This is a genomic window from Variovorax sp. MSC1_012 (assembly GCF_023667525.1).
Lineage (GTDB): Bacteria > Pseudomonadota > Gammaproteobacteria > Burkholderiales > Burkholderiaceae_C > Variovorax > Variovorax beijingensis_B.
In genome coordinates this window covers 4,092,986-4,118,656 of sequence record NZ_CM174443.1, presented here as the reverse complement: position 1 = coordinate 4,118,656, position 25,671 = coordinate 4,092,986, and the positions used below count along the sequence as shown (strand labels likewise).

Annotated in this window: 20 protein-coding genes and 1 riboswitch; of the genes, 17 read left to right on the top strand and 3 right to left on the bottom strand. The window is 68.0% G+C overall.

The window, feature by feature from the left end; translation table 11 throughout:
• Window positions 1–8 precede the first annotated feature (8 nt).
• The 5 genes from L1081_RS19240 to L1081_RS19220 all read left to right on the top strand — a co-directional run bounded on the left by L1081_RS19240 (window position 9) and on the right by L1081_RS19220 (window position 6,649).
• A complete protein-coding gene (locus L1081_RS19240) occupies window positions 9–470 on the top strand; it encodes a PACE efflux transporter (RefSeq protein ID WP_489413602.1) in 462 nt (153 codons plus the stop codon).
• 48 nt (window positions 471–518) lie between these two features.
• Window positions 519–627, top strand: a riboswitch (S-adenosyl-L-homocysteine riboswitch).
• Window positions 628–686: 59 nt separating this feature from the next.
• A complete protein-coding gene (metH, locus tag L1081_RS19235; RefSeq protein ID WP_489416816.1) occupies window positions 687–3,428 on the top strand; it encodes a methionine synthase in 2,742 nt (913 codons plus the stop codon).
• A gap of 52 nt (window positions 3,429–3,480) precedes the next feature.
• The gene (locus L1081_RS19230) at window positions 3,481–5,280 is read left to right on the top strand and encodes a phospholipid carrier-dependent glycosyltransferase (RefSeq protein ID WP_489413601.1); all 1,800 of its coding nucleotides are present in this window, start codon (window positions 3,481–3,483) and stop codon (window positions 5,278–5,280) included.
• Entirely contained in the window at window positions 5,277–6,254 is a 978-nt protein-coding gene (locus L1081_RS19225) for a glycosyltransferase family 2 protein (protein ID WP_012745338.1), read from the top strand. Before L1081_RS19230 ends, L1081_RS19225 begins: the two co-directional genes overlap by 4 nt.
• Window positions 6,251–6,649: a GtrA family protein gene (locus tag L1081_RS19220; RefSeq protein ID WP_489413600.1), complete on the top strand. Its 399-nt coding sequence runs from the start codon at window positions 6,251–6,253 to the stop codon at window positions 6,647–6,649. Before L1081_RS19225 ends, L1081_RS19220 begins: the two co-directional genes overlap by 4 nt.
• Before the next feature lie 126 nt (window positions 6,650–6,775).
• Here the strand turns inward: L1081_RS19220 and L1081_RS19215 are convergent, their stop codons facing one another.
• Genes L1081_RS19215 through L1081_RS19205 form a run of 3 tightly spaced genes read right to left on the bottom strand, consistent with a single transcriptional unit; the run spans window position 6,776 to window position 9,476 of the window.
• Complete coding sequence (locus tag L1081_RS19215) at window positions 6,776–7,975, bottom strand: amidohydrolase family protein (RefSeq protein WP_489413599.1); 1,200 nt, start codon at window positions 7,973–7,975, stop codon at window positions 6,776–6,778.
• Window positions 7,921–8,685, bottom strand: coding sequence for a TetR family transcriptional regulator (locus L1081_RS19210; protein WP_489413598.1), 765 nt, complete (start codon window positions 8,683–8,685; stop codon window positions 7,921–7,923). Before L1081_RS19210 ends, L1081_RS19215 begins: the two co-directional genes overlap by 55 nt.
• 17 nt (window positions 8,686–8,702) lie before the next feature.
• A complete protein-coding gene (locus L1081_RS19205; RefSeq protein WP_028256313.1) occupies window positions 8,703–9,476 on the bottom strand; it encodes a ferredoxin--NADP reductase in 774 nt (257 codons plus the stop codon).
• Window positions 9,477–9,801: 325 nt separating this feature from the next.
• On the opposite strand from L1081_RS19205, the gene L1081_RS19200 reads away from it, so the two are divergent.
• The 12 genes from L1081_RS19200 to L1081_RS19145 all read left to right on the top strand — a co-directional run bounded on the left by L1081_RS19200 (window position 9,802) and on the right by L1081_RS19145 (window position 25,661).
• A complete protein-coding gene (locus tag L1081_RS19200) occupies window positions 9,802–11,409 on the top strand; it encodes a 6-hydroxynicotinate reductase (protein ID WP_489413597.1) in 1,608 nt (535 codons plus the stop codon).
• A gap of 167 nt (window positions 11,410–11,576) precedes the next feature.
• The gene (locus tag L1081_RS19195) at window positions 11,577–12,494 is read left to right on the top strand and encodes a UPF0280 family protein (RefSeq protein WP_489413596.1); all 918 of its coding nucleotides are present in this window, start codon (window positions 11,577–11,579) and stop codon (window positions 12,492–12,494) included.
• A gap of 21 nt (window positions 12,495–12,515) precedes the next feature.
• Complete coding sequence (locus L1081_RS19190) at window positions 12,516–13,157, top strand: amino acid synthesis family protein (protein WP_307656144.1); 642 nt, start codon at window positions 12,516–12,518, stop codon at window positions 13,155–13,157.
• A gap of 37 nt (window positions 13,158–13,194) precedes the next feature.
• Window positions 13,195–13,779 carry an amino acid synthesis family protein gene (locus L1081_RS19185; protein WP_489413595.1) on the top strand — a complete coding sequence of 195 codons (585 nt, stop codon included), beginning with the start codon at window positions 13,195–13,197 and terminating at the stop codon, window positions 13,777–13,779.
• Between the two features lie 68 nt (window positions 13,780–13,847).
• Window positions 13,848–15,053: an ABC transporter substrate-binding protein gene (locus tag L1081_RS19180; protein ID WP_489413594.1), complete on the top strand. Its 1,206-nt coding sequence runs from the start codon at window positions 13,848–13,850 to the stop codon at window positions 15,051–15,053.
• 27 nt (window positions 15,054–15,080) lie between these two features.
• Window positions 15,081–17,009 carry an ABC transporter permease subunit gene (locus L1081_RS19175; protein WP_489413593.1) on the top strand — a complete coding sequence of 643 codons (1,929 nt, stop codon included), beginning with the start codon at window positions 15,081–15,083 and terminating at the stop codon, window positions 17,007–17,009.
• 701 nt (window positions 17,010–17,710) lie between these two features.
• On the top strand, window positions 17,711–18,514 hold the full coding sequence (locus L1081_RS19170) for an ATP-binding cassette domain-containing protein (RefSeq protein ID WP_489413592.1): 804 nt from the start codon (window positions 17,711–17,713) through the stop codon (window positions 18,512–18,514).
• Window positions 18,511–19,245 carry an ATP-binding cassette domain-containing protein gene (locus tag L1081_RS19165; RefSeq protein WP_489413591.1) on the top strand — a complete coding sequence of 245 codons (735 nt, stop codon included), beginning with the start codon at window positions 18,511–18,513 and terminating at the stop codon, window positions 19,243–19,245. The genes L1081_RS19170 and L1081_RS19165 overlap by 4 nt, the downstream gene beginning before the upstream one ends.
• A 53-nt stretch (window positions 19,246–19,298) precedes the next feature.
• A complete protein-coding gene (gene pncA, locus L1081_RS19160) occupies window positions 19,299–20,021 on the top strand; it encodes a bifunctional nicotinamidase/pyrazinamidase (RefSeq protein WP_489413590.1) in 723 nt (240 codons plus the stop codon).
• Window positions 20,022–20,091: 70 nt separating this feature from the next.
• Window positions 20,092–21,252: an ABC transporter substrate-binding protein gene (locus L1081_RS19155; RefSeq protein ID WP_489413589.1), complete on the top strand. Its 1,161-nt coding sequence runs from the start codon at window positions 20,092–20,094 to the stop codon at window positions 21,250–21,252.
• Entirely contained in the window at window positions 21,230–21,733 is a 504-nt protein-coding gene (locus tag L1081_RS19150) for a 2Fe-2S iron-sulfur cluster-binding protein (protein ID WP_489413588.1), read from the top strand. The genes L1081_RS19155 and L1081_RS19150 overlap by 23 nt, the downstream gene beginning before the upstream one ends.
• A 145-nt stretch (window positions 21,734–21,878) precedes the next feature.
• Window positions 21,879–25,661 (top strand): molybdopterin cofactor-binding domain-containing protein, encoded by a 3,783-nt coding sequence (locus L1081_RS19145; RefSeq protein WP_489413587.1) that lies wholly within the window; start codon window positions 21,879–21,881, stop codon window positions 25,659–25,661.
• Window positions 25,662–25,671: the final 10 nt, after the last annotated feature.

Here is a 25,671-nt window from a genome sequence, read left to right as displayed (position 1 = left end):
AAACAGTCATGCAAGGGTTCCAGCGCCGCGTCGTCTACATCAGCCTTTACGAAGGCATCGCCATCGTGGCCGCCAGTGCCGGGCTGGCGCTGATGACGGACGCGGGGCTCGGCCATTCGGGCGTGCTGGCGGTGGCCGCCTCGGTCATTGCCGTGATCTGGAACCTGGTCTTCAACGCCCTGTTCGAGCGCTGGGAGTCGCGCCAGGCGGTGCGCGGGCGCAGCGTGCGCCGGCGCATGGCGCATGCGGTCGGCTTCGAGGGCGGATTGATCGCGGTGCTGGTGCCGCTGTTCGCCTGGGGCCTGGGCGTGACGCTCTGGCAGGCGCTGGTGATGGACCTGGGCCTGGTGGTGTTCTTCCTGGTCTACACCTTCGTCTTCAACTGGGGCTTCGACCGGGTGTTCGGGTTGCCGGCCTCGGCCGCGCCCGCCAACGCCGGCTCGGCAGCGGCGGCCGGGCAGGGGGCCTGAACGCCCCTGGCGGCCGCGGCCCTTGCCGCAGCCGGTAAAATTGCGCTCCCTTCCAAGGAGCGTTGCAGCGGCGGCCCGCATCAAGAGGCCCGCCGTCAGGCTTGGAAGGCGCCCCGCCGGCCGGGGCGCAAGCCGCAACAAACGACGCTCACCTGACGTTTTTTCCTGCCCAGGTGAGCCCCCATGAGCGAAGTTTCCACGCCCCGCGTCCCCCCGATGAAGCTGTCCGGCCTCGAACCGGTGGCCATCGACGCCGGGTCGCTGTTCGTCAACATCGGCGAGCGCACCAACGTCACCGGCTCCAAGGCCTTCGCGCGGATGATCCTGAACGGCCAGTTCGAAGAGGCCCTGGCCGTGGCGCGCCAGCAGGTGGAGAACGGCGCGCAGGTGATCGACATCAACATGGACGAGGCCATGCTCGACAGCAAGGCCGCCATGGTGCGCTTTTTGAACCTGATCGCCAGCGAGCCCGACATCGCGCGCGTGCCGGTGATGGTCGACAGCTCCAAGTGGGAAGTCATCGAGGCCGGCCTGCGCTGCATCCAGGGCAAGGGCATCGTCAACTCCATCTCCATGAAGGAGGGGGTCGACAAGTTCAAGCACGAGGCCAAGCTCGTGAGGCGCTACGGCGCCGCCGCGGTGGTGATGGCCTTCGACGAGAAGGGCCAGGCCGACACCTACGAGCGCAAGATCGAGATCTGCGAGCGCGCCTACCGCATCCTGGTGGACGAGGTGGGCTTCCCGCCCGAGGACATCATCTTCGACCCCAACATCTTCGCGATTGCCACCGGCATCGAGGAGCACGACAACTACGCGGTCGACTTCATCAACGCGGTGCGCTGGATCAAGCAGAACCTGCCCGGCGCCAAGGTGTCGGGCGGCGTGAGCAACGTGAGCTTCAGCTTCCGCGGCAACGACCCGGTGCGCGAAGCCATCCACACCGTGTTCCTGTACCACGCGATCCAGGCGGGCATGGACATGGGCATCGTCAATGCCGGCATGGTGGGCGTGTATGACGACCTCGAGCCCACGCTGCGCGAGCGCGTGGAAGACGTGGTGCTGAACCGCCGGCCACGGATCGCCGAAGGCGAGCCCGTCATGACCGCCGGCGAGCGCCTCGTCGAAGTGGCCGAGACCGCCAAGAGCGGCGCCAAGGACGACAGCAAGAAGCTCGAATGGCGCGGCACGCCGGAGCATCCGGTGCACGTCAACCAGCGCCTGTCGCATGCCATGGTGCACGGCATCACCGACTTCATCGTCGAGGACACCGAGGAGGCCTACCAGCAGGTCCTCGCCAAGGGCGGCCGGCCGCTGCACGTGATCGAAGGGCCGCTGATGGACGGCATGAACATCGTGGGCGACCTGTTCGGCCAGGGCAAGATGTTCCTGCCGCAGGTGGTGAAGTCGGCGCGTGTGATGAAGTCGGCCGTGGCTCACCTCATCCCCTACATCGAGGAAGAAAAGCGCCAGGACGAGGCCGCGGGCCGCGACGTGCGCACCAAGGGCAAGATCATCATCGCCACCGTGAAGGGCGACGTGCACGACATCGGCAAGAACATCGTCACCGTCGTGCTCCAGTGCAACAACTTCGAAGTGGTGAACATGGGCGTGATGGTCCCGTGCCACGAAATTCTCGCCAAGGCGAAGGTCGAGGGCGCGGACATCGTGGGCCTCTCCGGCCTCATCACGCCGAGCCTGGAAGAAATGCAGTACGTGGCCGGCGAGATGCAGAAGGACGACCACTTCCGCATCAGGAAGATTCCGCTTCTGATCGGCGGCGCCACCACCAGCCGCGTGCACACCGCCGTGAAGATCGCGCCGCACTACGAAGGCCCGGTGGTCTACGTGCCCGATGCCTCGCGCAGCGTGAGCGTGGCGCAGTCGCTGCTCTCCGACCAGGCCACCGCGTACATCGACGAGATCAATGCCGACTACGAGAAGGTGCGCACGCAGCACGCCAACAAGAAGCAGGTGCCGATGTGGCCGCTGGCCAAGGCGCGCGCCAACAAGACGCCGGTCGTCTGGTCCGGCTACACGCCGCCGGTGCCCAAGTTCATCGGCCGGCGCCTGTTCAAGAACTTCGACCTGACCGAGCTCGCCAGGTACATCGACTGGGGCCCGTTCTTCCAGACCTGGGACCTCGCGGGCCCGTTCCCCGCCATCCTGAAGGACGAGATCGTCGGCACCGAGGCCGTGCGCGTGTATGCCGATGGCCAGCGCATGCTCAAGCGCCTGATCGAGGGCCGCTGGCTCAGCGCGAGCGGCGTGGTCGGCTTCTGGCCCGCCAACACGGTGAACGACGACGACATCGAGCTCTACACCGACGAGACGCGCAGCGAAGTCGCGCTCACCTGGTACGGCATGCGACAGCAGACCGAGAAGCAGGTGATCGAGGGCGTGATGCGACCGAGCCGCTGCCTGGCCGACTTCGTCGCGCCGAAGGACAGCGGGCTGAAAGACTACGTGGGCGTGTTCGCGGTCACGGCGGGCCTGGGCGTCGAGAAGAAGGAGAAGTACTTCATCGACGACCTCGACGACTACTCGGCCATCATGCTCAAGGCGCTGGCCGACCGGCTGGCCGAGGCCTTTGCCGAATCGCTGCACCATCGCGCGCGCACCGACCTCTGGGGCTATGCGCCCGACGAGGGCTTGAGCAACGAGGACATGATCGCCGAGAAATACCGCGGCATCCGTCCCGCGCCGGGCTACCCGGCCTGCCCCGACCACAGCGTGAAGCGCCCGATGTTCGACCTTCTGGGTTGCGCGGACATTGGCATGACGCTGACCGAAAGCCTCGCTATGATGCCCGCCGCCAGCGTGAGCGGCTTCTACCTGAGCCATCCCGAGTCGACGTACTTCAACGTCGGCAAGATCGGGCACGACCAGTTGCAGGACCAGGCGGCGCGCCGCCGGACCAGCGAATCCGAACTCGAGCGCCTGCTGGCGCCGAACCTTTGAACCTGCCGGCCGGCGTGGCCGCCCGGCGCCGGGAGTTGTTATTCAGAAGCTGATGTTTGCTGCCGCGCACTACGCGGCATTGGCGGTCTTTGTCCTTGGCTGCTGGGGTTTCGGGCGCGCGCTGCTGGTGCGCCTTGCACCGCCGCCGCGCCGGGACGCCTGGCTCGAGGCAGCCATGGCGGCGGCCCTGGGTGTCGGCCTTTTCATCTGCGCCTTCCAGCTGCTCGCGATCTTCGGCGCATTCAAGCCGGGCGCCACCGCGGCGCTGATTGCCGCCGGCGTGCTGGCGGCCGCGCTGCAGCTGCGGCCCTGGTGGCGCGAAGTGCGGACGCTGCGCGCCCCCGCTGCGCCGTGGACCCGCGCCGAAAGGATCGCCGCCATCGCGCTGGCCCTGGTGGCGCTGCCCGCGCTGGTCGCGCCGCTCGCGCCGCCCGCCGCCTTCGACGAGCTGATGTACCACCTGCCCTATGCGCGGCAGGTGGCGCAGCAGGGCTCGCTGGGCATCCACGAGTGGCTGCGCTACCCCTGGTTCCCCTACAACTACAACCTGCTGTATGCGGCCGCGCTCCAGGTGGGCGACGACGTGCTGCCGCACTTTCTCAATGCGCTGGCTGGCGCGCTTTCGGCGGTGATGGTCTACCGCCTCGGCATCCAGCATGCGAACCGGCTCACGGCCTGCATCGGCGCGGCGATCTGGATCGGCATCGGCGACTATTCCAACGCGCTGATCGACATGGGCGTGGCGCTCTTCGTGCTCAGCGCCTGCGTGGCGCTGTGGTGGTGGCGCGAATCGCAGCCGCTGCAGGGCGGCACGCGCTGGCTCGGGCTGGCGGCGTTCTGCCTCGGGGTGGCCGCGGGCTCCAAGTACCAGGCGCTCACCTTCCTGCCGCTGGTGGCGCTGTTCGTCGTCTGGCACGAGCGCCGGCCCAGGGCCTGGGCGCTGGCGCTGCTCTGCTTCCTGATCCCGTGCATCTACTGGTACGCGCGCAACGCGGTCATGACCGGCGATCCGTTCAACCCCATCGGCGCGCGCGTGTTCGGCTTCACCGACTGGATCCCGGCCGACTACGTGCAGCAGGTGGCCGACGTGCGCGACCATGCAGCGCGGCCCAACGCGCTGATCTGGGCCGTGTTCCTGGCGCCGTTCAGCCTGCTGTGGAAGCGCTCGGCCGCGCTGCGCGCCGCGGGCTGGTTCTGCTTCTATTCCGTGGCCGTGTGGCTCTTGACCTCGCGCTATCCGCGCTACCTCACGGCCTCGTTCCCGCTGCTCGCGCTGATGGCGGCCATCGGCTGGCAGGTGCTGTTCGGCGGGATCGCCGCGGGCGTGCGCCGCGCGTTCGGGGCCAGGGGCGGGCCGGTGGAGGCCACGCCCGCAGCTGCCGCACCTGCGGGACGCCTGGGCCTTGCCGGCGACTGGATCGTCGTCCTGCTGCTGGCCGCGCTGGCCGCGGTGTCGCTGGGCCAGACCGCCGGCAAGGTGGCGATGATCTCGCCCACGCCCGAAACCCGCGAAGCCTTCCTGCGCCAGCATGTGCCGGGCTATGCCGCCATGGACTACCTGCGCCAGCATGCCAACGGGCGCGTCTACCAGATCGCGCTGAACGAGGCGATCTACTACGGCCCCAATCCGATCTGGGGCGATACGCTCGGCCCGTGGCGCTACCGCGATTTCCTGCTGCTGCTTCCGGGCGACATGGCGCGCAAGCTGGCCGCCATGGGATTCACGGCCATCGTCATGCCGACCTCGATGGTGCCCACGCTGGCCACCCGGCCCGGCTTCGACGAACATTTCGCCCTGCTGTACGAAAAAGACGGTGGCCGGGTCTACCGCATTCTCTCGACCGCACCATGACCGACGACAACCCCTCCGCTGCCGCCCGCGCCCCGATCCGCATCGCGGCGGTGATCCCCTGCTACAACGAGGCGCTGTCGATCGCGCAGGTGGTCGCGCAATTCCGCGCGGCACTGCCGGAGGCCGAGATCCACGTCTTCGACAACAACTCGACCGACGACACGGCCGCCATCGCACGTGCGAGCGGCGCCACGGTGACGCACGTGGCGGCGCCCGGCAAGGGCAACGTCGTGCGGCGCATGTTCGCCGACGTCGAGGCCGACGTGTACGTGACGGTCGACGGAGACGCCACCTACGACGTGGCCAGCGCACCGCGGCTGGTGGATGCGCTGGTGGAGCGCAACCTCGACATGGTGGTGGGCTGCCGCGTCGACGATGGGCAGAACGCGCTCACCTACCGCGCCGGCCACCGCTTCGGCAACCGGCTGCTCACCGGTGCCGTGGCGCAGCTCTTCGGCGGCGGGCTGACCGACATGCTCTCGGGCTACCGCGTGTTCTCGCGCCGCTATGCGAAATCGTTCCCGGCGCTCTCGCAGGGCTTCGAGATCGAGACCGAGCTCACGGTGCACGCGCTCGAGCTGCGCATGCCCCATGCCGAGTTCGACACCGCCTACAGCACGCGGCCCGAAGGCTCGCACAGCAAGCTCTCGACCTACCGCGACGGCTGGCGCATCCTGAAGACCATCTGCAAGCTGTTCATCAGCGAGCGGCCGCTGCAGTTTTTCTCGATCCTTGCCGCAGTGCTCGCGGCGGGCGCGATCGCGCTGGCCATTCCGCTGCTGCTCACCTACCTGCACACCGGCCTGGTGCCCCGGCTCCCCACGGCGGTGCTGGCGACCGGCGCCATGCTGGCCGCGATGCTATCGATGGTTTGCGGCGTCGTGATGCACGCCATCCGGCTCGCCCGGCGCGAGGCCAAGCGGCTGCGCTACCTCGCGATTCCCGGCGTCGGGCAGTTCCGCCGCAAGCCATGAAGGCGGGCCGCGAGTTCCTGGCGTTCGCCATCGTCGGAGCGGCGGGATTCGTGGTCGACGTGGCCGTGCTGTACCTTGCGGCGCCGCTTTTGGGCTGGTACGGCGCGCGGGTGCTGTCATTCCTGGCGGCCGCGACGGCCACCTGGGCACTGAACCGGCGCTACACCTTCGCGGCGCGGCGCTCCTCGGGCGCGGCGACGCCGATCGTGCGCGAGTACCTCGGCTATCTGGCCACCATGCTGGGCGGCGCGGTCGTCAACTACGGCGCGTATGTGCTGGTGCTGCACTGGGCTTCGGGCGCCTGGGCGCCCGCGGCCGGCGTGGCGCTGGGTAGCTGCGCAGGGCTGGCCGTGAACTTCCTGTCCGCGCGCTACCTGGTGTTTCGCGCGAAGTAGCAGTGTTGCTCTCTCCCCCTCTGGGGGAGGGCTGGGGTGGGGGCAGGCGGCTTAGCCATCGGCCTCTGCCTGCCCCCATCCCGACCTTCCCCCAGAGGAGGAAGGAGAAAGTCAAGCGCTGGCGCCTCAGTGCGCCGTCGACACCACCACGGGGATTTCGGTCGCGGGCGGCGTGTTGCGGCTGCGGCCGCAGCGCACGATGCCGTCGATCATCACCATGCCCACGCCCGGGATGTCGCCGAGCTGCACGCTCTCGAGCAGGCCCGGCGCGGGCGAGTGCTGCGCGCGGTCCATGAAGACGAAGTCGGCGTCGCGGCCCACTTCGACCAGCCCGCAGTTGAGCTTGCGGATCTTCGCCGTGTTGCCCGTGGCAAAGCAGAACACCAGCTCGGCCGGGATGTTTGCAATGGACGACAGCATGGCCACCATGCGCAGGATGCCCAGCGGCTGCACGCCCGAGCCCGCCGGCCCGTCGGTGCCGAGGATCACGCGGTGCGGGCACTTGAGTTCGAGCGCGGCCTTGGCCGCCGCGATGGCCACGCGCTCGTTGCCGTTGTGCACGATCTCGATCGCGCGCGAGCTCTTCTCGCACAGCTCGCACACATGCGCCTCGGGCAGCGAGGTGTGGCCGCCGTTGATGTGGCCGATGATGTCGGCGTCGGCCTCGAGCACCACGTCCTTGTCGATCAGGCCCGAGCCCGGGATCGACGGGCCGCCCGTGTGGATCGTGCTCTGGATGCCGTACTTGCGCGCCCAGGCCACCATTTCCTTGGCCTCGTAGCCTGCTTTCACCGAGCCCAGGCCCACTTCGCCGAGCAGGCCCACGCCGGCGTCGGCGAGTTCCTTGAAGTCGCTCTCGACCATGCCCTTCTCGATCACCGGCGCGCCGGCCAGCACCTTCACGCCGCCGGGGCGGAAGTTGTCGAAGGCGCGCTGCGCGGTAATGGCCAGCGCCTTCAGGCCCACGATGTCCTTGGGCCGTCCGGGCAGGTGTACCTCCCCGGCCGAGATCATGGTGGTGACGCCGCCGTGCATGGTGGAGTCGATCCAGCCGATCTGGCCCTGGCGCGGCGTCCAGTCGCCGAACACCGGGTGCACGTGGCTGTCGATCAGGCCGGGCGCCACGCAGGTCTTCTTCGCGTCGATGACGGTCTGCGCGCCTTCGAGGTCGCAGTCCTTTTCCTTGCCGACCGCCACGATCAGGCCGTCGTTCACCACGATGGTGTCGGCGTCCAGGATGGGCTTGTCGATGTCGCCCGAGAGCAAGAGCCCTATGTTCTTGATGACGACCTTGCCCGACTTTGCGCTGCTCGCGATTTCTGCCATTTCGTGGTGTCCTCGTCGTGGGGTGGGATGTTGTTGTCCTGCGCCTCGTCCGCGCGCACGGTGCGCAGCACGGTCTCGATCACGAAGTCTTCCCAGTGCGTGATCGCCTCGGGCGACTCCAGCGGCTCGCCCAGGAAGGCCGTGAGCGTATGCCGGTTCGAGGTGTAGAAGTAGCCGGTGGACGCGATCAGAAGGTAGATGTCGCGCGCAATCAGGCTCTTGCGGAACAGGCCCTGCGCCGCGCCGCTGGCCAGGATCTCGGCAATGATCGCCACCGCCCGCGACGAGTATTCGCGCGCCCGCAGCGACTTCGAGATGTGCCGGCCCTTGTGCAGGTTCTCGGTGTTCAAGAGCGTCACGAACTCGGGGTTCCTGCGGTAGTAGCCCAGCACGAAGCGGATGACCTCGGTGAGCGCCTCCACGGGCCGCGAGGCGTCCAGCGCAATGGCGGCCTCGGCGTCGTCCATGCGCTTGTAGATGCCTTCGAGCACCGCGATGAACAGGCCTTCCTTGCTGCCGAAGTAGTAGTAGATCATGCGGTCGTACGACTTGGCGGCCTTGGAGATCTTCTCCACGCTGCCGCCGTCGTAGCCGTACTTGGCGAACACCTTGGTCGCCGACTTCAGGATGCTGTCGCGCGTGGCCTGCGCCGCGGCCTCGCGCACGCCGGTGCGGCGCTGGGGCTTGGTTGCGGTGCGGCTGTCGGCCATCGTGCGCGGTGCCGGGCTTATTTTTCCGCGAAGGCGCGTTCGACGACGAAGTCGCCCGGCGTCGAGGTGTTGCCTTCCTTGAAGCCGCGCTTCTCCAGGATGTGCTTCAGGTCCACCAGCAGGCCCGGGCTGCCGCACAGCATCACGCGGTCTTCCACCGGGTTGATCGGCGGCAGGCCGAGGTCGTCGGTGAGCTTGTTGGTCTCGATCAGGTCGGTGATGCGGCCCTGGTTGCGGAATTCCTCGCGCGTGACCGTCGGGTAGTAGAGCAGCTGCTTCTCGACCATCTCGCCCAGGAACTCGTGCTTGGGCAGGTGGTCGGTCACGAGGTCGTGGTAGGCCAGCTCGTCGACCTGGCGCACGCCGTGCACCAGGATGACCTGCTCGAACTTCTCGTAGGTGTCCGGGTCGCGGATGATGCTCATGAACGGTGCGAGGCCCGTGCCCGTGCCGAACAGGTACAGGCGCTTGCCGGGCAGCGTGTAGTCGATCAGCAGCGTGCCGGTGGGCTTGCGGCCCACGATGATGGTGTCGCCCACCTGGATGTGCTGGAGCTTCGAGGTGAGCGGGCCTTCTTCCACCTTGATGCTCAGGAACTCGAGATGCTCCTCGTAGTTCGGGCTCACGATGCTGTAGGCGCGCAGCAGCGGCTTGTTGTTGACCTTCAGGCCGATCATCGTGAAATGGCCGTTCGAGAAGCGCAGCGCCGGGTCGCGCGTGGTGGTGAAGGTGAACAGGCGGTCGGTCCAGTGGTGGACGCTCAGGACGCGTTCTTCGCTGAAAGCACTCATACGGAACTCAAGAGTTGGTTGGAACAGTGGAAGGTGGCTGAGCCGGAGTGCACGCCTATGGGGCATGCAGCCGCCGGCCGGCTGCGAACCCTCCATTGTCGTTGGTCGGAAAAACCCCGATGAACACCGCGAGAAAACACCATTGCAAGCATCGGGCCTGTTTGCTACATTGATCTCGAATGTAGTGAACGCAACATGAAAGTGTAGGGAATGCTACACAAACGGAAGGCGGCGCACAAGCGGGCAGGCGGCACGTTTGTTGCAACCCTCCGCTGACCGAGTTTCCCCGCGCCCGACCCGCATCACGCCCCACGAGATCGCCCCGATGACAGAACACACCAAGACAGACGGACTGCCCGGCATGGACATGCCGGTGGCCGGCGCTGGCGCCTTCGGCAAGGCACCGCCGCGCAACGAGAAGATGAGCAGCGCCAAGGTCGAATGCAACGCCTGTCCGGTGCTGTGCCAGATCTCCGATGGCCGCACGGGCGCCTGCGACCGCTATGCGAACAAGGAGGGCGTGCTGGTGCGCGTCGATCCGGTGGTGCTGCTGCGCCGCGAGATCGCAAGCGAGGCCCCCGTGCTGGTGCCGTTCGACCGCCCCGCCGCCGAGAAGGTGGCGGGAAGCGCGGCCGACTGGAACGGCGACCTGCTGCACGCCGACGAAGTCTTCGTGACCGGCGTGGGCTCGTCCACCACCTACCCCGACTACAAGCCCGCCCCTTTCATCGTCGCCTCCAAGGCCCAGGGCGTCGACATGGTCACCGTGGTCACCGAAGGCATCTTCAGCTACTGCAGCTTCAAGGTGAAGATCGACACCGACCGCTTCCTCGGCTCCGAGCAGGCCAACGTGCGCTACAAGGGCGAGGTGGTCGGCCACGTCACCACGGCCGAATACGGCTCGCAGATGCTGTCCCTTGGCGGCGTGCACCACCTCACAGGCGGCAGCAAGAAGGAAGGCCGCATGACGGCCGAGCTGATGCAGCTCCTGGGCAACAAGAAGGCCGTCGAATGCACCATCGACGGCGGCTCCACGCTGGTCATCCAGGCGGGCAGGGCGCCCATCGTCAACGGCGTGGAAGAGCAGCGCATGCGCGTGGGCTGCGGCTCGGCGGCCGTGGGCATCTTCGCGCGCCAGTTCGCGGGCGTGGCCGACGAAGTGGTGGTGGTGGACGACCACATCACCGGCGTGCTCACCGAGCACCAGGCCGGGCGCTGCCTCGACATGGCGCCTTCGGGCATCCAGATGCTGGGGCGCAAGTCCACGCCGGGGCGCTATTTCCAGGTGGCGAACCCGGGCAACGGCTGGGGCGGCACCGACATCGCCGATCCGCTGTCGATCATCGAGGGCTGGGAAGAAGGCGTGGCGCGGCCGGGCCTGCGCCTGTTGATGACCTCGACCACCGGCGAGCATGCCCAGTGGTACGTGCTCGACGAGGCGCTCAAGCCGGTCGAGCAGCCCATGCCGCCCGAGGTGCGCCGCATCGTCGAGCGCATCGGCGAGAACTGCGAACCATCGCTGTGCACCGTGCTGTTCCTCGGTGGTGCGGGCGGGTCCTTGCGCGCCGGCGTCACCGAAAACCCGGTGCTGCTCACGCGCGCCATCAAGCGTGCGCTCGTCAACGTCACCTGCGGCGGCGCACCGGCCTATGTGTGGCCCGGCGGCGGCATCACCGTGATGGCGGACGTCATGCGCATGCCCGACAACAGCTTTGGCACCGTGCCCACGCCGGCCATCGTGGCGCCCATCGAGTTCAGCATGCGGCGTGACGACTACCAGGCGCTCGGCGGCCACATGGAACACATCTTCCCGCTCGAGCAGGCGCTTGCGCGCGGCGCATGGCAGGAAGACGGCGCGCCGCTGGCGCGGCAGTGGGTCGTCGTCGACGATGCCAATCCGTGGCCGCTCGGCCACCCACCCATGCTGGGTTGAGCGATGGCCGTCTTTTCGTGCGCCGTGGCTGTTGCTCCTTCCCCCACTGGGGGAAGGCCGGGATGGGGGCGGGCAGAGCGCCCGGCGGTTGCGCCGCGTGCCCCCGCCCCGACCCTCCCCCGGAAGGGGAGGGAGAAACAAGGCGCCGTCCCCGCGCTCTTGCTGCCATGACCGCCCAACGTACCGCGCTCGACGCGAACCGCTGGCACTTCAACCACGGCCCGATCGACATCGTGGCCGAGGCGCATGGCGACCCGTACGCCGTTGCCGCCGCGCACGACGCGGCCTGGGCGCGCTTCGGCCATGTGCTGGACGAACTGGTGCGCGAGCTGCCGCTGCTGCGCGCGCCCGTGACCGGCAGCGTGCGCCCACGCGGCGTGGTCGGTGCGCGCATGTGGAATGCCTGCGCTGCGTTCGCGCCGATGTTCATCACGCCGATGGCGGCGGTGGCCGGCTCGGTGGCGCAGGAGCTGATCGCGTTCTACGAGCGCCCCGGCATCGAGCGCGCCTGGATCAACAACGGCGGTGACATCGCGCTGCACCTGGCGCCGGGCCAGTCGGCGCGCGTCGGCGTCTACGCCGACCTCGCACGCTTCGACTGGCGCAATCATGTGGAGGGTGAAAGCGGCATCCTCACCACCGACGGCCAGTTCGAGATCGGCGCAGCGCAGCCGGTGCGCGGCGTGGCCACCAGCGGCTGGCGCGGGCGCAGCTTTTCCCTGGGCATTGCCGACAGCGTGACGGTTCTCGCCGCCACCGCGGCCGAGGCTGATGCCGCCGCCACCGTGATTGCCAATGCCGTCGACGTGGACGATGCGGCCATCGGGCGCCGCCCCGCCAGCGAATGCAAGGACGATAGTGACCTGGGCGACAGGTTGGTCACGGTCGACGTGCCGCCGCTTCCGCCCGCGCTGGTGAAAAGCGCGCTCGATACCGGCGCCGTGTGCGCGAAAGTGCTGCAGGAAGAGGGGCTCGCCTGGGCCGCTCTGCTCGTTTGCCAGGGGCAGTGGCGACTTGTCGAGCCCTTATGCTCGAAGGCGCTGCCCAGAGCGCCGTCCGGTGCAGTTGGTTCAGTATTTGCTTAACGAAAAGCAAGGTTCCTTTCCATGATCGATATACGCCGCGTCTTCACCCATGTCGAGCACATACACCACGAGTTCGGACCACGCGCCGCAACGCCGCTGGTGCGCGGTGCCATCGGCGCGGTGCTGACCAATCCCTTTGCGGGCCGCTACGAGCCCGACATCCTGCCGATGATGGCGCTGCTCGACCCGGTGGGCGTCGACATGGCGCACAGGCTGCACGCCGCCATGGACGTGCCGCTCGAGCAGATCGCCACCTACGGCAAGGGCGCCATCGTCGGCGCCGCCGGCGAGCTCGAGCACGGCGCGCTCTGGCATGTGCCCGGCGGCTATGCGATGCGCGAACTGCTCGGCTGGAAGGGCGACCGCGCGGCCTACACCGCGGGCAAGGCCGAGGAAAAGACCGGCCAGCCCGGCAATGCGCTGTCCATCGTGCCCTCGACCAAGAAGGTCGGACCGCCCGGCGCCGCGCTCGACGTGCCGCTCACCAACATCAACGCCAGCTACGTGCGCGGCCAGTTCGACGCCATCGAGGTGCGCGTGCCCGGCGCACCGGCGGCCGACGAGATCGTCTTCATCCTGGCAATGAGCACCGGCTACCGCGTGCATGCACGCGTGGGCGGCCTGCTCGCAAAAGACATCAGCAAATGGGACGGCCTGCGCTGACCTGATGAACAAGAGACACGAAGAAGGAACACAAGACATGACTGCCAACATCCGCAAGCTCGTCATCCAGGTCGACGAAACCCGCAAGGAAATGGGCAAGGAGATCACGCCGCCCACGCGCCGCGCCGTCGCCATTGCGGTGATCGAGAACCCCTATGCGGGCCGCTTCAGCGAAAACCTGGACGAGCTGATTGCCATCGGCGAAGAACTGGGTGCGCTCCTCGGCCAGAAGGCCGTGAAGGCGCTCGGCATCGAGCCCGGCCAGGCGCAGAGCTATGGCAAGGCCGCCATCGTCGGCGAGAACGGCGAGCTCGAGCATGCCGCCGCCATCCTGCATCCCAAGCTCGGCGCGCCGCTGCGCGTGGCCGTCGAAAAGGGCGCGGCGCTGGTGCCGTCGGCCAAGAAGCGCGGCACGCTCGGCACGGCCATCGACGTGCCGCTCGGCTACAAGGACGCGGCCTTCGTGCGCAGCCATTTCGATGCCGTCGAGGCGCGTGTGTCCGACGCGCCGCGCGCCAACGAGATCGTGGTGGCGGTGGCCGTCACCGACAGCGGCCGTCCGCTGCCGCGCATCGGCGGGCTGCAGGCCAGCGAAATCAAGGGCGAGGACGGACTGCGCTGAATCCACGGCTTCCGTTTCCACGTCGTTTCCTTTTTGTTCTCTCTTTCTCGATCCCAAGGAGTTTCCCCATGAACCCATTGCGTCACGTCTTCAGCGCCGCGGCCGTTGCCACGCTGGCCACCGCCCTCGTTCCTGCCCATGCCCAGGGCGTGATCAAGATCGGCGAGGTCAACAGCTACAAGGCCCAGCCCGCCTTCCTCGAGCCCTACAAGAAGGGCATGGAGCTGGCCGTGGAAGAGATCAACGCCAAGGGCGGGGTCAACGGCCGCAAGGTCGAGCTCATCACGCGCGACGACAACGCCAACCCCGGCGATGCGGTGCGCGTGGCCGAGGAGCTGGTGGCGCGCGAGAAGATCGACGTGCTCACCGGCACCTTCCTCTCGAACACCGGCCTGGCCGTGGCCGACTTCGCCAAGCAGAAGAAGATATTCTTCCTGGCCGGTGAGCCGCTGACCGACAAGATGACCTGGCAGGGCGGCAACGAATACACCTTCCGCCTGCGCCCCGGTACCTACATGCAGGCCGCGATGCTGGTGCCCGAGGCGGCCAAGCTCAAGAAGAAGCGCTGGGCCGTCGTGTACCCCAACTACGAATACGGGCAGTCGGCCGTGGCCGCGTTCAAGACGCTGCTGAAGGCCGCGCAGCCCGATGTGGAATTCGTCGCCGAGCAGGCGCCGCCGCTCGGCAAGGTCGATGCGGGTGCCGTGGTGCAGGCGCTGGCCGATGCCAAGCCCGATGCGGTCTTCAACGTGCTGTTCGGCGCCGACCTTTCCAAGTTCGTGCGCGAAGGCAACACCCGCGGCCTGTTCAAGGACCGCACCGTGGTGAGCGTTCTGACCGGCGAGCCCGAGTACCTCGACCCGTTGAAGGACGAGACGCCCAACGGCTGGATCGTGACCGGCTACCCCTGGTACGGCATCCAGACGCCCGAGCACAAGGCCTTCTTCCTCGCGTACCACGGCAAGTACAAGGACTACCCGCGCCTCGGTTCGGTGGTGGGCTACAGCATGATCAAGTCGGTGGCGGCCGGCATCGAGAAGGCCAGGAGCACCGAGACGCCGAAGCTCGTCGCCGCCTTCAAGGGCCTGCAGGTCGACACGCCGTTCGGCAAGATCAGCTACCGCGCCGAAGACCACCAGTCGACCATGGGCGCCTTCGTCGGCAAGACGAAGAACGAGAACGGCAAGGGCGTGATGGTCGACTACACCTACTTCGACGGCGCCAAGTTCCAGCCAACCGCCGCCGACGTGAAGAAATCGCGCGCCGCAGACTGACCTTTTCTTCCCGGAACGCTTGCACCCATGAGCCTCTCGTCCCTGCTGCTTCAGTTCCTCACCGGTCTGTCGTCGGCTTCGTCGCTGTTCCTCGTGGGGGCCGGCCTTTCGTTGATCTTCGGCGTCACGCGCATCGTCAACTTTGCGCATGGCTCCTTCTTCATGGTGGGCATCTACCTTGCCTACACGCTGGTCGAGAAACTCGGCACGCTCGGCTTCTGGCCGGCCGTGCTGATTGCCGCGCTGGCGGTGGGCGTGATCGGCGCGCTGATCGAGATGGTGCTGCTGCGCCGCATCTACAAGTCGCCCGAGCTGTTCCAGCTGCTGGCCACTTTTGCACTGGTGCTCGTCATCAAGGATGCGGTGCTCTATGTCTGGGGGCCGGACGAACTGCTCGGCCCACGCGCACCGGGCCTGTCGGGCTCGGTCGACATCCTGGGCCGGCAATTTCCGACCTACGACCTGTTCCTGATCGTGGTCGGACCGGTGGTGCTCGGCCTCATGTGGCTGCTGCTCACGCGCACCCGCTGGGGCACGCTGGTGCGCGCCGCCACGCAGGACCGCGAGATGGTCAGCGCGCTGGGCGTGAACCAGGCTTGGCTGTTCACCGCCGTGTTCGCGCTGGGCGCCACGCTCGCGGCGCTGGGCGGTGCGCTGCAGCTGCCGCGCGAGCCGGCCACGCTTGCGATGGACCTCAACACCATCGGCGCGGCCTTCGTGGTGGTGGTGGTGGGCGGCATGGGCTCGATTCCCGGTGCCTACGTTGCGGCGCTGCTGTTGTCGGAGATCAAGGCGGTGTGCATCTGGCTTGGCGTGGTCGATATCTTCGGCTACAGCGTGTCGTTCTCCAAGCTCACGCTGGTGGTCGATTTCATCGTGATGGCCATCGTGCTGGTGTGGCGCCCCTGGGGCCTGCTCGGCCGCCCGCAGGCGCCCAGCCGCTACGTGGGCATGCAGGAAGAACCGCTGCGGCGCGCGAGCAAGGGCTACCTGTGGCTCGTCGCCGCGCTCGGCCTCGCGCTCATGGCGATGCCGCTGCTCACCGCCGATTCGCCCTACACCACGGTGCTGATGATCGACCTGCTGATCGCGGCGCTGTTCGCGGCCAGCCTGCACTTCATCATGGGCCCTGCCGGCATGCATTCGTTCGGGCATGCGGCCTACTTCGGGCTCGGTGCCTACGGTGCCGCATTGCTGGTGCGCACCAGCGGCATGCCGATGGAACTCGCGCTCATCGTCGCACCGCTGGTGGCCGCCATCGGCGCTTTCGTCTACGGCTGGTTCGCGGTGCGGCTTTCGGGCGTATACCTTGCGATGCTCACGCTGGCCTTCGCGCAGATCACCTGGGCCGTGGTCTACCAGTGGGATTCGTTCACCGGCGGCAGCAACGGGCTCACCGGCGTGTGGCCTTCGGAGTGGCTGTCGGACAAGCGCACTTACTACTGGCTCACGCTGGTGCTGGTGGCCGCGGGCATCCTGATGCTGCGCCGCGTGCTGTTCTCGCCGTTCGGCTATGCGCTGCGCGCGGGCCGCGATTCGGTGCTGCGCGCCGATGCGATCGGCATCGATGTCAAGCGCATGCAATGGACGGCCTTTGTCATCGCGGGAGCGGCGGCTGGATTGGCCGGGGCGCTCTATGCTTTTTCGAAGGGCAGCATTTCGCCTGAAAGCCTGAGTGTGGACAAGTCGGTCGATGGGCTGGTGATGGTGCTGCTTGGCGGTATCCAGACGTTGGCGGGGCCGGTGGTGGGTGCGGTTACGTTCAGCTGGCTGCATGACACGGTGGCGCGCAATACCGACTACTGGCGGGCTACGCTGGGGGCGATCATCCTGCTGCTGGTGCTGTTGTTTCCGCAGGGGATTGCTGGGTTTGCGAAGCAGTTGAGCGATCGCTTGCTGCGGGGGCGGCGCCGAGCGGAAGTGGATGTGGCTGCTTTGAAGGAGAAGCGGACGTGAAGGCTGTTTGTCTTTCGTTCTGCAGGGGTTTTCTTTTGTTCCGAGGCCGGGTCTCGCCCCGGCGGGCGACTCACTTTCTTTGCTTCGCCAAAGAAAGTAAGCAAAGAAAGGCGACCCCTGCTGTCTGCGTCCCTCCGCTTCGCTGCGGGCAACCTGCGGTGCTCGACTCCGGCGGGGGTCCGCAGAACTCGCTTCGCTCAAACAGCTGCGGCCCTGATCCCGCCTCCATCTGCGCTCCTCGGCGCATACAGAAGGGGTGGGAACCAACAGGCCATCGCTTCGCTCGGCCCCAATACCAACCCCAACAGCCAAATCCAACCACCGCGGCGCTGCGCGCCGCGGTGGCTTGGTGGCCGAGCGGAGCAAAGGCCCGTTCGGTTTTCAATCCCCTCTGTATGCGCCGAGGAGCGGAGCGTTTCGCGGATCAGGGCCGCAGCTGTTTGAGCGAAGCGAGTTCTGCGGACCCCGCGAAACCCGAGCACCGCAGGTTGCCCCGTAGCGCAGCGAAGGGGTCGCAGACAGTGGGGTCGCCTTTTCTTTGGCTACTTTCTTTTGGCGAAGCAAAAGAAAGTAGCTCGCCCGCCGGGGCGAGACCCGGCCCCGGGAAGCAATCGCTCGGCATTGATCGAAAAATCTGCAGAGTTCGAAAGCCGCGAGCCCTCACCCCAACCCTCTCCCACAGAGAGAGGGAGTAAATCCAAATGACCCTCCTCAAAGTAGACAACCTGGGCAAATCCTTCGGTGGCGTCAAAGCCGTCGACGGCATCAGCTTCGAGCTCAAGGCCGGCGAGCTGCTGGCCCTCATCGGCCCGAACGGCGCTGGCAAGTCCACCACCTTCAACATGGTCAACGGCCAGCTCAAGGCCGACCAGGGTTCGATCGTGTTCGACGGCCACGAGCTCGTGGGCCAGAAGCCGCGCGAGATCTGGCGCAAGGGCGTGGGCCGCACTTTCCAGATCGCCGAAACCTTTGCCTCGCTCACCGTCGCCGAGAACGTGCAGATGGCGATGCTCTCGCACGACGGCAAGCTGTTCTCGATGTGGCGCCGCGCGGCGGACCACAAGCGCGACGAGGCGCTGGCGCTGCTTGACCAAGTCGGCATGAAGGCGCAGGCCGACCGGCCCTGCAGCGAGCTCGCCTACGGCGACGTCAAGCGCGTCGAGCTCGCGATCGCGATGGCCAATGCGCCCAAGCTGCTGCTGATGGACGAGCCCACCGCCGGCATGGCGCCGAAGGAGCGCAATTCGCTGATGGCGCTGACCAAGGAGCTCGTGGTCCAGCGCGGCCTGGCCGTGCTGTTCACCGAGCACAGCATGGACGTGGTGTTCGCCTACGCCGACCGCATGATCGTGCTGGCCCGCGGCCGCCTGATCGCGCAGGGCAGGCCGCTCGAGATCCGCGACCATCCGAAGGTGCAGGAGGTGTACTTCGGCAGCGGCAAGACCTTCGAGAAGATTGCAGAGAAAGCTGCCGAAGTGAACGCAGCAGTGGGAGCCATCGGATGAGCACGCACGAAACACTGTTGAAGGCGAACTCGCTGTGCGCCTGGTACGGCGCCGCGCAGATCCTGTACGACGTCGATCTTGAAGTGCGGCGCGGCGAGGTCGTCGCGCTCATGGGGCGCAACGGCGCCGGCAAGTCGACCACGCTCAAGACGCTGATCGGCATGCTCGCCAAGCGCAAGGGCAACGTCAGCTTCCTCGGCCACGACATCTCGAAGAGCGAACCTCATCACGCGGCGAAGCTCGGCCTCGGTTTCGTGCCCGAAGACCGCCGCGTGTTCACCGATCTCACGGTGATGGAAAACCTCGAAGTCGGCAAGCAGCCACCCCGCCGCTGGGCCGACGGCAGCGAGGCGCCGCTGTGGACGCCCGAGCGCCTGTTCAAGCTCTTTCCCAACCTGGGCGAAATGCCCGACCGCCCGGGCGGCCGCATGAGCGGCGGCGAGCAGCAGATGCTCACCGTGGCGCGCACGCTCATGGGCAACCCCTACCTGGTGCTGCTCGACGAGCCCTCCGAAGGCGTGGCGCCGGTGATCGTCGAGCAGATGGCCAACATGATCCTGGAACTCAAGGCGCAGGGCGTGAGCATCCTGCTGTCGGAGCAGAACATGCACTTCGCCGAGCTGGTGTCCGACCGCGCCTACGTGCTCGAGAAGGGCCAGATCCGCTACCACGCCACCATGGCAGAGCTGGCGGTCAACGAAGAGGTGCGCCGCGCCTACCTGAGCGTCTAGCCGCACCGCGCGGCCCTCTTCTCCATTTCTCGTCAACCACCGGAGCACACGCCATGCACGACACGCACCGCAGATCCCTTCTGAAGTCCACGGCCGCGCTGGGCCTGCTGGGCGCGGCCGGGACGCTGTTCGCGGCCCCGAAGCTCAAGCCGAACGGCAAGTCCGCGCTGATCGTGATCGACGTGCAGAACTGCTTCGTCGATGGCGGCACGCTGCCCGTCAAGGGTGGTGCCGAGGTGGTGCCGGTGATCAACAAGCTGGCCGATTCGTTCGAAAACATCGTGGTCACGCAGGACTGGCACACGCAGGGCCATGCATCGTTCGCGAGCGCGCATCCGGGGCAGAAACCGTTCAGCAGCATCAAGCTTTCGTACGGCAACCAGGTGCTCTGGCCCGACCACTGCGTGCAGGGCACGGATGACGCGGCGCTGCACAAGGACCTGAAGCTGCCCACCGCGCAGGTCATCATCCGCAAGGGCTTCCACAAGGGCGTCGACAGCTATTCGGCCTTCGAGGAGGCCGACCGCAAGACCGCCACCGGCCTGGGCGGCTACCTCAAGCAGCGCGGCATCAGGACGGTCTACGTGGCCGGCCTGGCCACCGACTTCTGCGTGGCCTGGACCGCGCTCGATGCGCGCAAGGCCGGCTTCGAGGTCTACGTGATCGAGGACGCCACGCGCGCCATCGACCTCAACGGCTCGCTCGCCGCGGCATGGAAGCAGATGGCGGCCAAGGGCGTCAAGCGTATCCAGTCTGCCGACATCGAGGCGGCCTGAGCCAACCAGATCCGCACCGCATTCATCGCACCCCGCCCGGCAACAACGACAACAACGAGCTCGACAACGCATGACGATTCCGATTTCAAGGCGCGCCCTGGTGGCGGGCGGCGCAGCCCTGGCATTGGGTCCCGGCCTTCTTCGTTCGGTGCGCGCCGACAACGGCGTGACCGACGGCCTCATCCGCATCGGCCAGTCGGCCGTGTTCAGCGGCCCGGCCAAGGACTTCGGCATCGACTACCGCGCGGGCATCAAGCTGTACTTCGACCGCGTCAACAAGTCGGGCGGCATCAACGGCCGCAAGCTCGAACTCGTCAGCTACGACGATGCCTACGACCCTGCCAAGACAGCCGCCAACACCGCGAAGCTGATCGACGAGGACAAGGTCTTTGCGCTCGCGGGCTTCGTAGCCACCGGCAACCTCGCGGCCGCGATGCCGTTGGTCGAGAAGGCCGGCGTTCCCATGTTCGCGCCGCTGGTGGGCACCAGCTCGTTCCGCGCCAAGGTCAACCGCCTGCTGTTCCACGTGCGCGCCGGCTACGACCTCGAGCTGCGCAAGATCATCAGCCATCTCTCGACCATCAGCCTCTCGTCGATTGCGGTGGTCTACCAGGACAGCGCGTTCGGCAAGTCGAACCTCGCCACCTGCGAGCAGCTGGCCGCCGACTACAAGGTGCAGGTCGTGAAGGCGCTGCCGCTCGCCATTGCCGTCGAAGACGCGAAGCAGGTGGTCGCCAGCCTGGCCGAGGCCAAGCCCGGCGCGGTCCTGATGATCATGGCGGGGCGCATGGTCGAAGTGTTCATGCGCGACTACCGTGCGAACGGCGGGGCGGCGCCGCTCTACACGCTGTCGGTCGGCATCACCGATGCGGCGGGTTCCGCCAAGCGGCTCGAGGGCAAGCTCGCGGGGCTGGTCACGGCCAGCATCGTGCCGCCGCCGCAGGCCCTGCGCGTGCCCATCGTGGCCGATTACCAGCGCGACCGCGCCGAGCTCGGCGAGAAGATCGATGGCTACACCACGCTCGAGGGCTACATCGCATCGCGCGTGATGGTCGAAGGCCTGCGCCGCGGGGGCAAGGCGCTCACGCGCGACAGCTTCATTGCCGGGCTCGAAAGCATCGGCAATGCGCGCTTCGGCGATTTCCCGGTCGAGTACAGCGCGAAGAATCACAACGGCTCGACCTTCGTGGACCTGGAGATGTACACCCGTGACGGCCAGTTGCGGCGCTGAGCCGCCGCTGCACCTGCAGGTCAACGGCAGGGCCTGTTCGATCGCGGGCGTGCCGCGCGAGGCCACGCTGCTGCACCTGCTGCGCAACGACCTCGGCCTGAACGGGCCCAAGTACGGCTGCGGGCTGGGGCAATGCGGCGCATGCACGGTGCATGTCGGCGGCGTGGCGGCGCGTGCCTGCGTGATTCCCGCGCACGGCGTGGCCGGCCGCGCCATCACCACGCTCGAAGGCCTTGGCACGCGCGGCCGCTGGCATCCGGTGCAGGCCGCCTTCGAGGACGCGCAGGCCGCGCAGTGCGGCTATTGCCTGAACGGCATGGTGATGCAGGCCGCGGCACTGCTCGCGCGCGATCCGCAGGCGAGCGAGGCGCGCATCCGCAGCGAGCTTTCGGGCAACCTGTGCCGGTGTGGAACGCACATCGAAATTCTGGACGCCGTGCAGCGGGCAGCGGTGCGCATGCGCGCGGAGACAAGCCGATGAGCGGCCTGCCTTATTCCCTCTCCCTCTGGGAGAGGGGCAGGGTGAGGGCATCGGCCCGTGCACAAGCATGGCCTTTGCCATCGTCGTCAGCCCTCACCCCCGCCCTCTCCCGGAGGGAGAGGGAGCAAGGCAGGGAGCAAAAGCCATGACGCGCCGCGCCGATCTTCCGCGAACCCGCGCGGACTTTCTCTCGGCCGACGGCGTGCTGCTGGTCGTGCGCGAGACCCCGCCCGCGCCGGCGCCCGCCAAGGGCCAGCCCACCGCCGTGGCGGGCAACCCGCTCGAAGGCGACGAGATCCTGCTCGCCGTGTGGGACGACGGCAGCGCGTCTGCGCTCAACGGCCATGTCGACCTGGGCACCGGCATCCAGACCGCGCTCGCGCAGATCGTGGCCGAGGAACTCGAGCTCGGCATGCCCTGCGTGCGCATGATGCTCGGCGACACCGCACGCGCGCCCAACCAGGGCGCAACGATCGCGAGCGCCTCGATCCAGATCCATGCGCAGCCGCTGCGCCTGGCCGCCGCGCAGGCGCGCGCCTGGCTGCTCGCGCGCGCGGCCGAGCGGCTCGGCGTGGCCGCCGATGCGCTTCAGGTGCGCAACGGCGTGGTGCGCGTGGCCGAGGCGCCGGACCACCGCATCAACTACGCGGAGCTGGTCGCGGGCCAGCGCACCGTGCTGCGGCTCGACCCCGCCGCAGAGCCCAAGGACCCGGCCGACTACCGCATTGTCGGCACGCCCCAGGCCCGCGTGGACATTCCCGCCAAGCTCGCCGGCGACCTCGTCTTCGTGCACGACATGCGCGTGCCCGGCATGCTGCATGGCCGCGTGGTGCGACCGCCGTATGCGGGCGCGGACCACGGCGAGTTCATCGGCAACACGCTCGAGTCGGTGGACGAGTCGTCGATTGCGCACATCCCCGGCATTCGCGCGGTGGTCGTGATCCGCGACTTCGTCGGCATCGTGGCCGAACGCGAGGAGCACGCCGAGCAGGCGCTGCGCGAACTGCGCGTCAGGTGGAAGCCCTGGCCCGGCATGCCCGACCTGTCCAACCTCGCCCAGGCCCTGCGCGACAATCCGTCGACGCAGCGACTGCTGGTCGACGAAGGCGATGTCGACGGCGCGATCGCCGCGGCCGCGCAGCCGATGCACCGCACCTATGTGTGGCCCTACCAGATGCACGCTTCCATCGGCCCCTCGTGTGCACTGGCAGAGTGGCACCCGGATGGCGGCATTGCCCTTCGCGTCTGGGCCGGCTCGCAAAACCCGCACGTGCTGCGCGCCGATCTCGCGAAGCTCATGGGCCTGGACGACGTGCAGGTCGACGTCATCCGCATGGAAGCCGCGGGCTGCTACGGCCGCAACGGCGCCGACGACGTGGCGGCCGATGCGGCGCTGCTCGCGCGCGCCGTGGGCGCACCGGTGCGCGTGCAGCTCACGCGCGAGCAGGAGCATGCCTGGGAGCCCAAGGGCGCCGCGCAGCTCATGGAAGTGGATGGCGGCCTGATGGCCGATGGCCGCATCGCCGCCTACGATTTCGAGACCTCGTACCCCTCAAACGGCGCGCCGACGCTCGCACTGCTGCTCACGCGCACCATCGAGCCGGTGGCGCAGGCCTTCGAGATGGGCGACCGCACGGCGCGCCCGCCCTACAGCGTCGACAACCTGCGCGTGAAGGTCAACGACATGGCGCCGATCGTGCGCGCCTCGTGGCTGCGTGGCGTGTCGGCCTTGCCAAGCTCCTTCGCGCACGAGTCGTACATCGACGAGCTGGCCACCGCCGCCGGCGTCGATCCGGTGCAGTTCCGCCTGCGCCACCTGGACGATCCGCGTGCGATCGAACTGGTGCAGGCCACCGCGCAGAAGGCCGGCTGGCGCATGCGCACCGGCCCAGAGGAGGACGCCGACGGCGACCATCCTTCGAGGCCCGCGCATGCGCGCGTGGGCAAGGGCGGCGACATCCTCTTCGGCCAGGGCTTTGCCTATGCGCGCTACATCCACAGCAAATGGCCGGGCTTCGGTGCCGCATGGGCCGCATGGGTGGCCGACGTCGAGGTCAACCGCAAGACCGGCGAGGTACACGTGCGCCGCGTGGTGGTGGGGCACGACGCGGGGCTGCTGGTCAACCCCGCGGGCGTCGAGCACCAGGTGCACGGCAACGTGATCCAGACCACGAGCCGCGCGCTCAGGGAAGAGGTGCAGTTCGCGCCGCAGCAAGACGTGGCAACGGCCGGCGCGCAGCTGCTGCCCGGCGTGCTGCCCTCGGGCGTGGTTGCGAGCCGCGAGTGGGGCGGCTACCCGATCATCAACTTCCGCGACGTGCCGGTGATCGAGGTCATGCACATGCCGCGGCCCGGCGAACCGTCGCTCGGCGCGGGCGAGTCGTCGTCGGTGCCGGGAACGGCGGCGATTGCGAATGCGATCTTCGACGCGACGGGCGTGCGCTTCCGCGAGCCGCCGTTCACGCCGGAGAAAGTGCTGGCGGCGTTGAACCCGGGTTTGCTCCCTCCCCTTCCGGGGGAGGGCGGGGGTGGGGGTGGGGGCGAGCGGCGCTCGAATGGTGGCGCTGCCGTGCCCGCATCCCAACCTTCCGCCGGAAGGGGAAGGAGCAACACGGGCTGGCCCCGGCGCAAAGGCCTCTGGGCCACCGCCTCCGCCCTCGCCATTGGCGGTATCGGCCTCATCGCCAGCCTGCTCGGCTGGCGCTCCGCCATCGCCCCTGTCTCGCTCAGCGCCCCGGTCTACAGCGAGGCCACCATCGAACGCGGCCGCGTGCTCGCCGCGCTCGGCGACTGCGCCGTGTGCCACACCGCACCGGGCGGCGCGCCCAATGCCGGCGGCCGCGCGATGCAGACGCCCTTCGGCACGCTCTACACCACCAACCTCACGCCCGATGCCGATACGGGCCTGGGCCGCTGGTCGTTCAGCGCCTTCCAGCGCGCGATGCGCGAAGGCGTCTCGCGCGACGGCCACCACCTGTACCCGGCGTTCCCGTACACCGCCTTCGCGAAGACCAGCGACGACGACCTGCAGGCGCTCTACGCCTACTTCATGTCCATGCCCGCGGTGCGCGCCGAAACGCCGAGGGCCGAGTTGAAGTTTCCGTTCAGCATGCGGCCGCTCATGGCCGGATGGAACGCGCTCTTCCACGACCCCGCGCCCCTGCAGCCGGTCGCTGCGCAAAGCGCCGAGTGGAACCGCGGTGCCTACCTTGTCAATGGCCTGGGCCATTGCGGCGCCTGCCATACGCCGCGTAACGCGCTCGGCGCGGAGCAGGGCGGCAGCGCGTTCCTCTCGGGCGCGATGGTCGACGGCTGGGAGGCACCCGCGCTCACGCAGCGCTCCAAATCCGCCGTGCCATGGGATGTTGACGAGCTCTATCGCTACCTGCGCCAGGGCCACACGCAGCGCCATGGCATCGCGGGCGGGCCGATGGCCGAGGTGGTGCGCGAACTCGCGCAGGTGCCCGATGCCGACGTGCGCGCCATGGCCACCTACCTCGCCTCGTTCAATCCGGCACCCGCGGCCGATCCGCAGGCCGTGGCGCAGCAGGTGGTCGACAACGCAGCACGTACGCAGGGCCGGCTGCTCGGCCCCGCGCAGCGCATGTTCGACAGCGCCTGCGCGTCGTGCCATCACGACGGCGACGGCCCCACGCTGCTCGGCGTGAACACGCCGCTCGCGCTCAACGGCAACCTCACGAGCGCACGGCCCGACAACCTGCTGCGCACCATCCTCGATGGCGTGCGCGAGCCCGCAAGCCAGGGCATCGGCTTCATGCCGGCCTTCCGCGACGCACTCGACGACCGGCAGATCGCCGAGCTCGCGGGCTACATGCGCGCGCGCTTCGCACCGCAGGAACCGGCGTGGAAGAACCTGCCGGCGGAAGTGGCGCGCGTGCGCGCCGCGCGCGGCCACGGCGCTCAATAGCAGTCCTGCT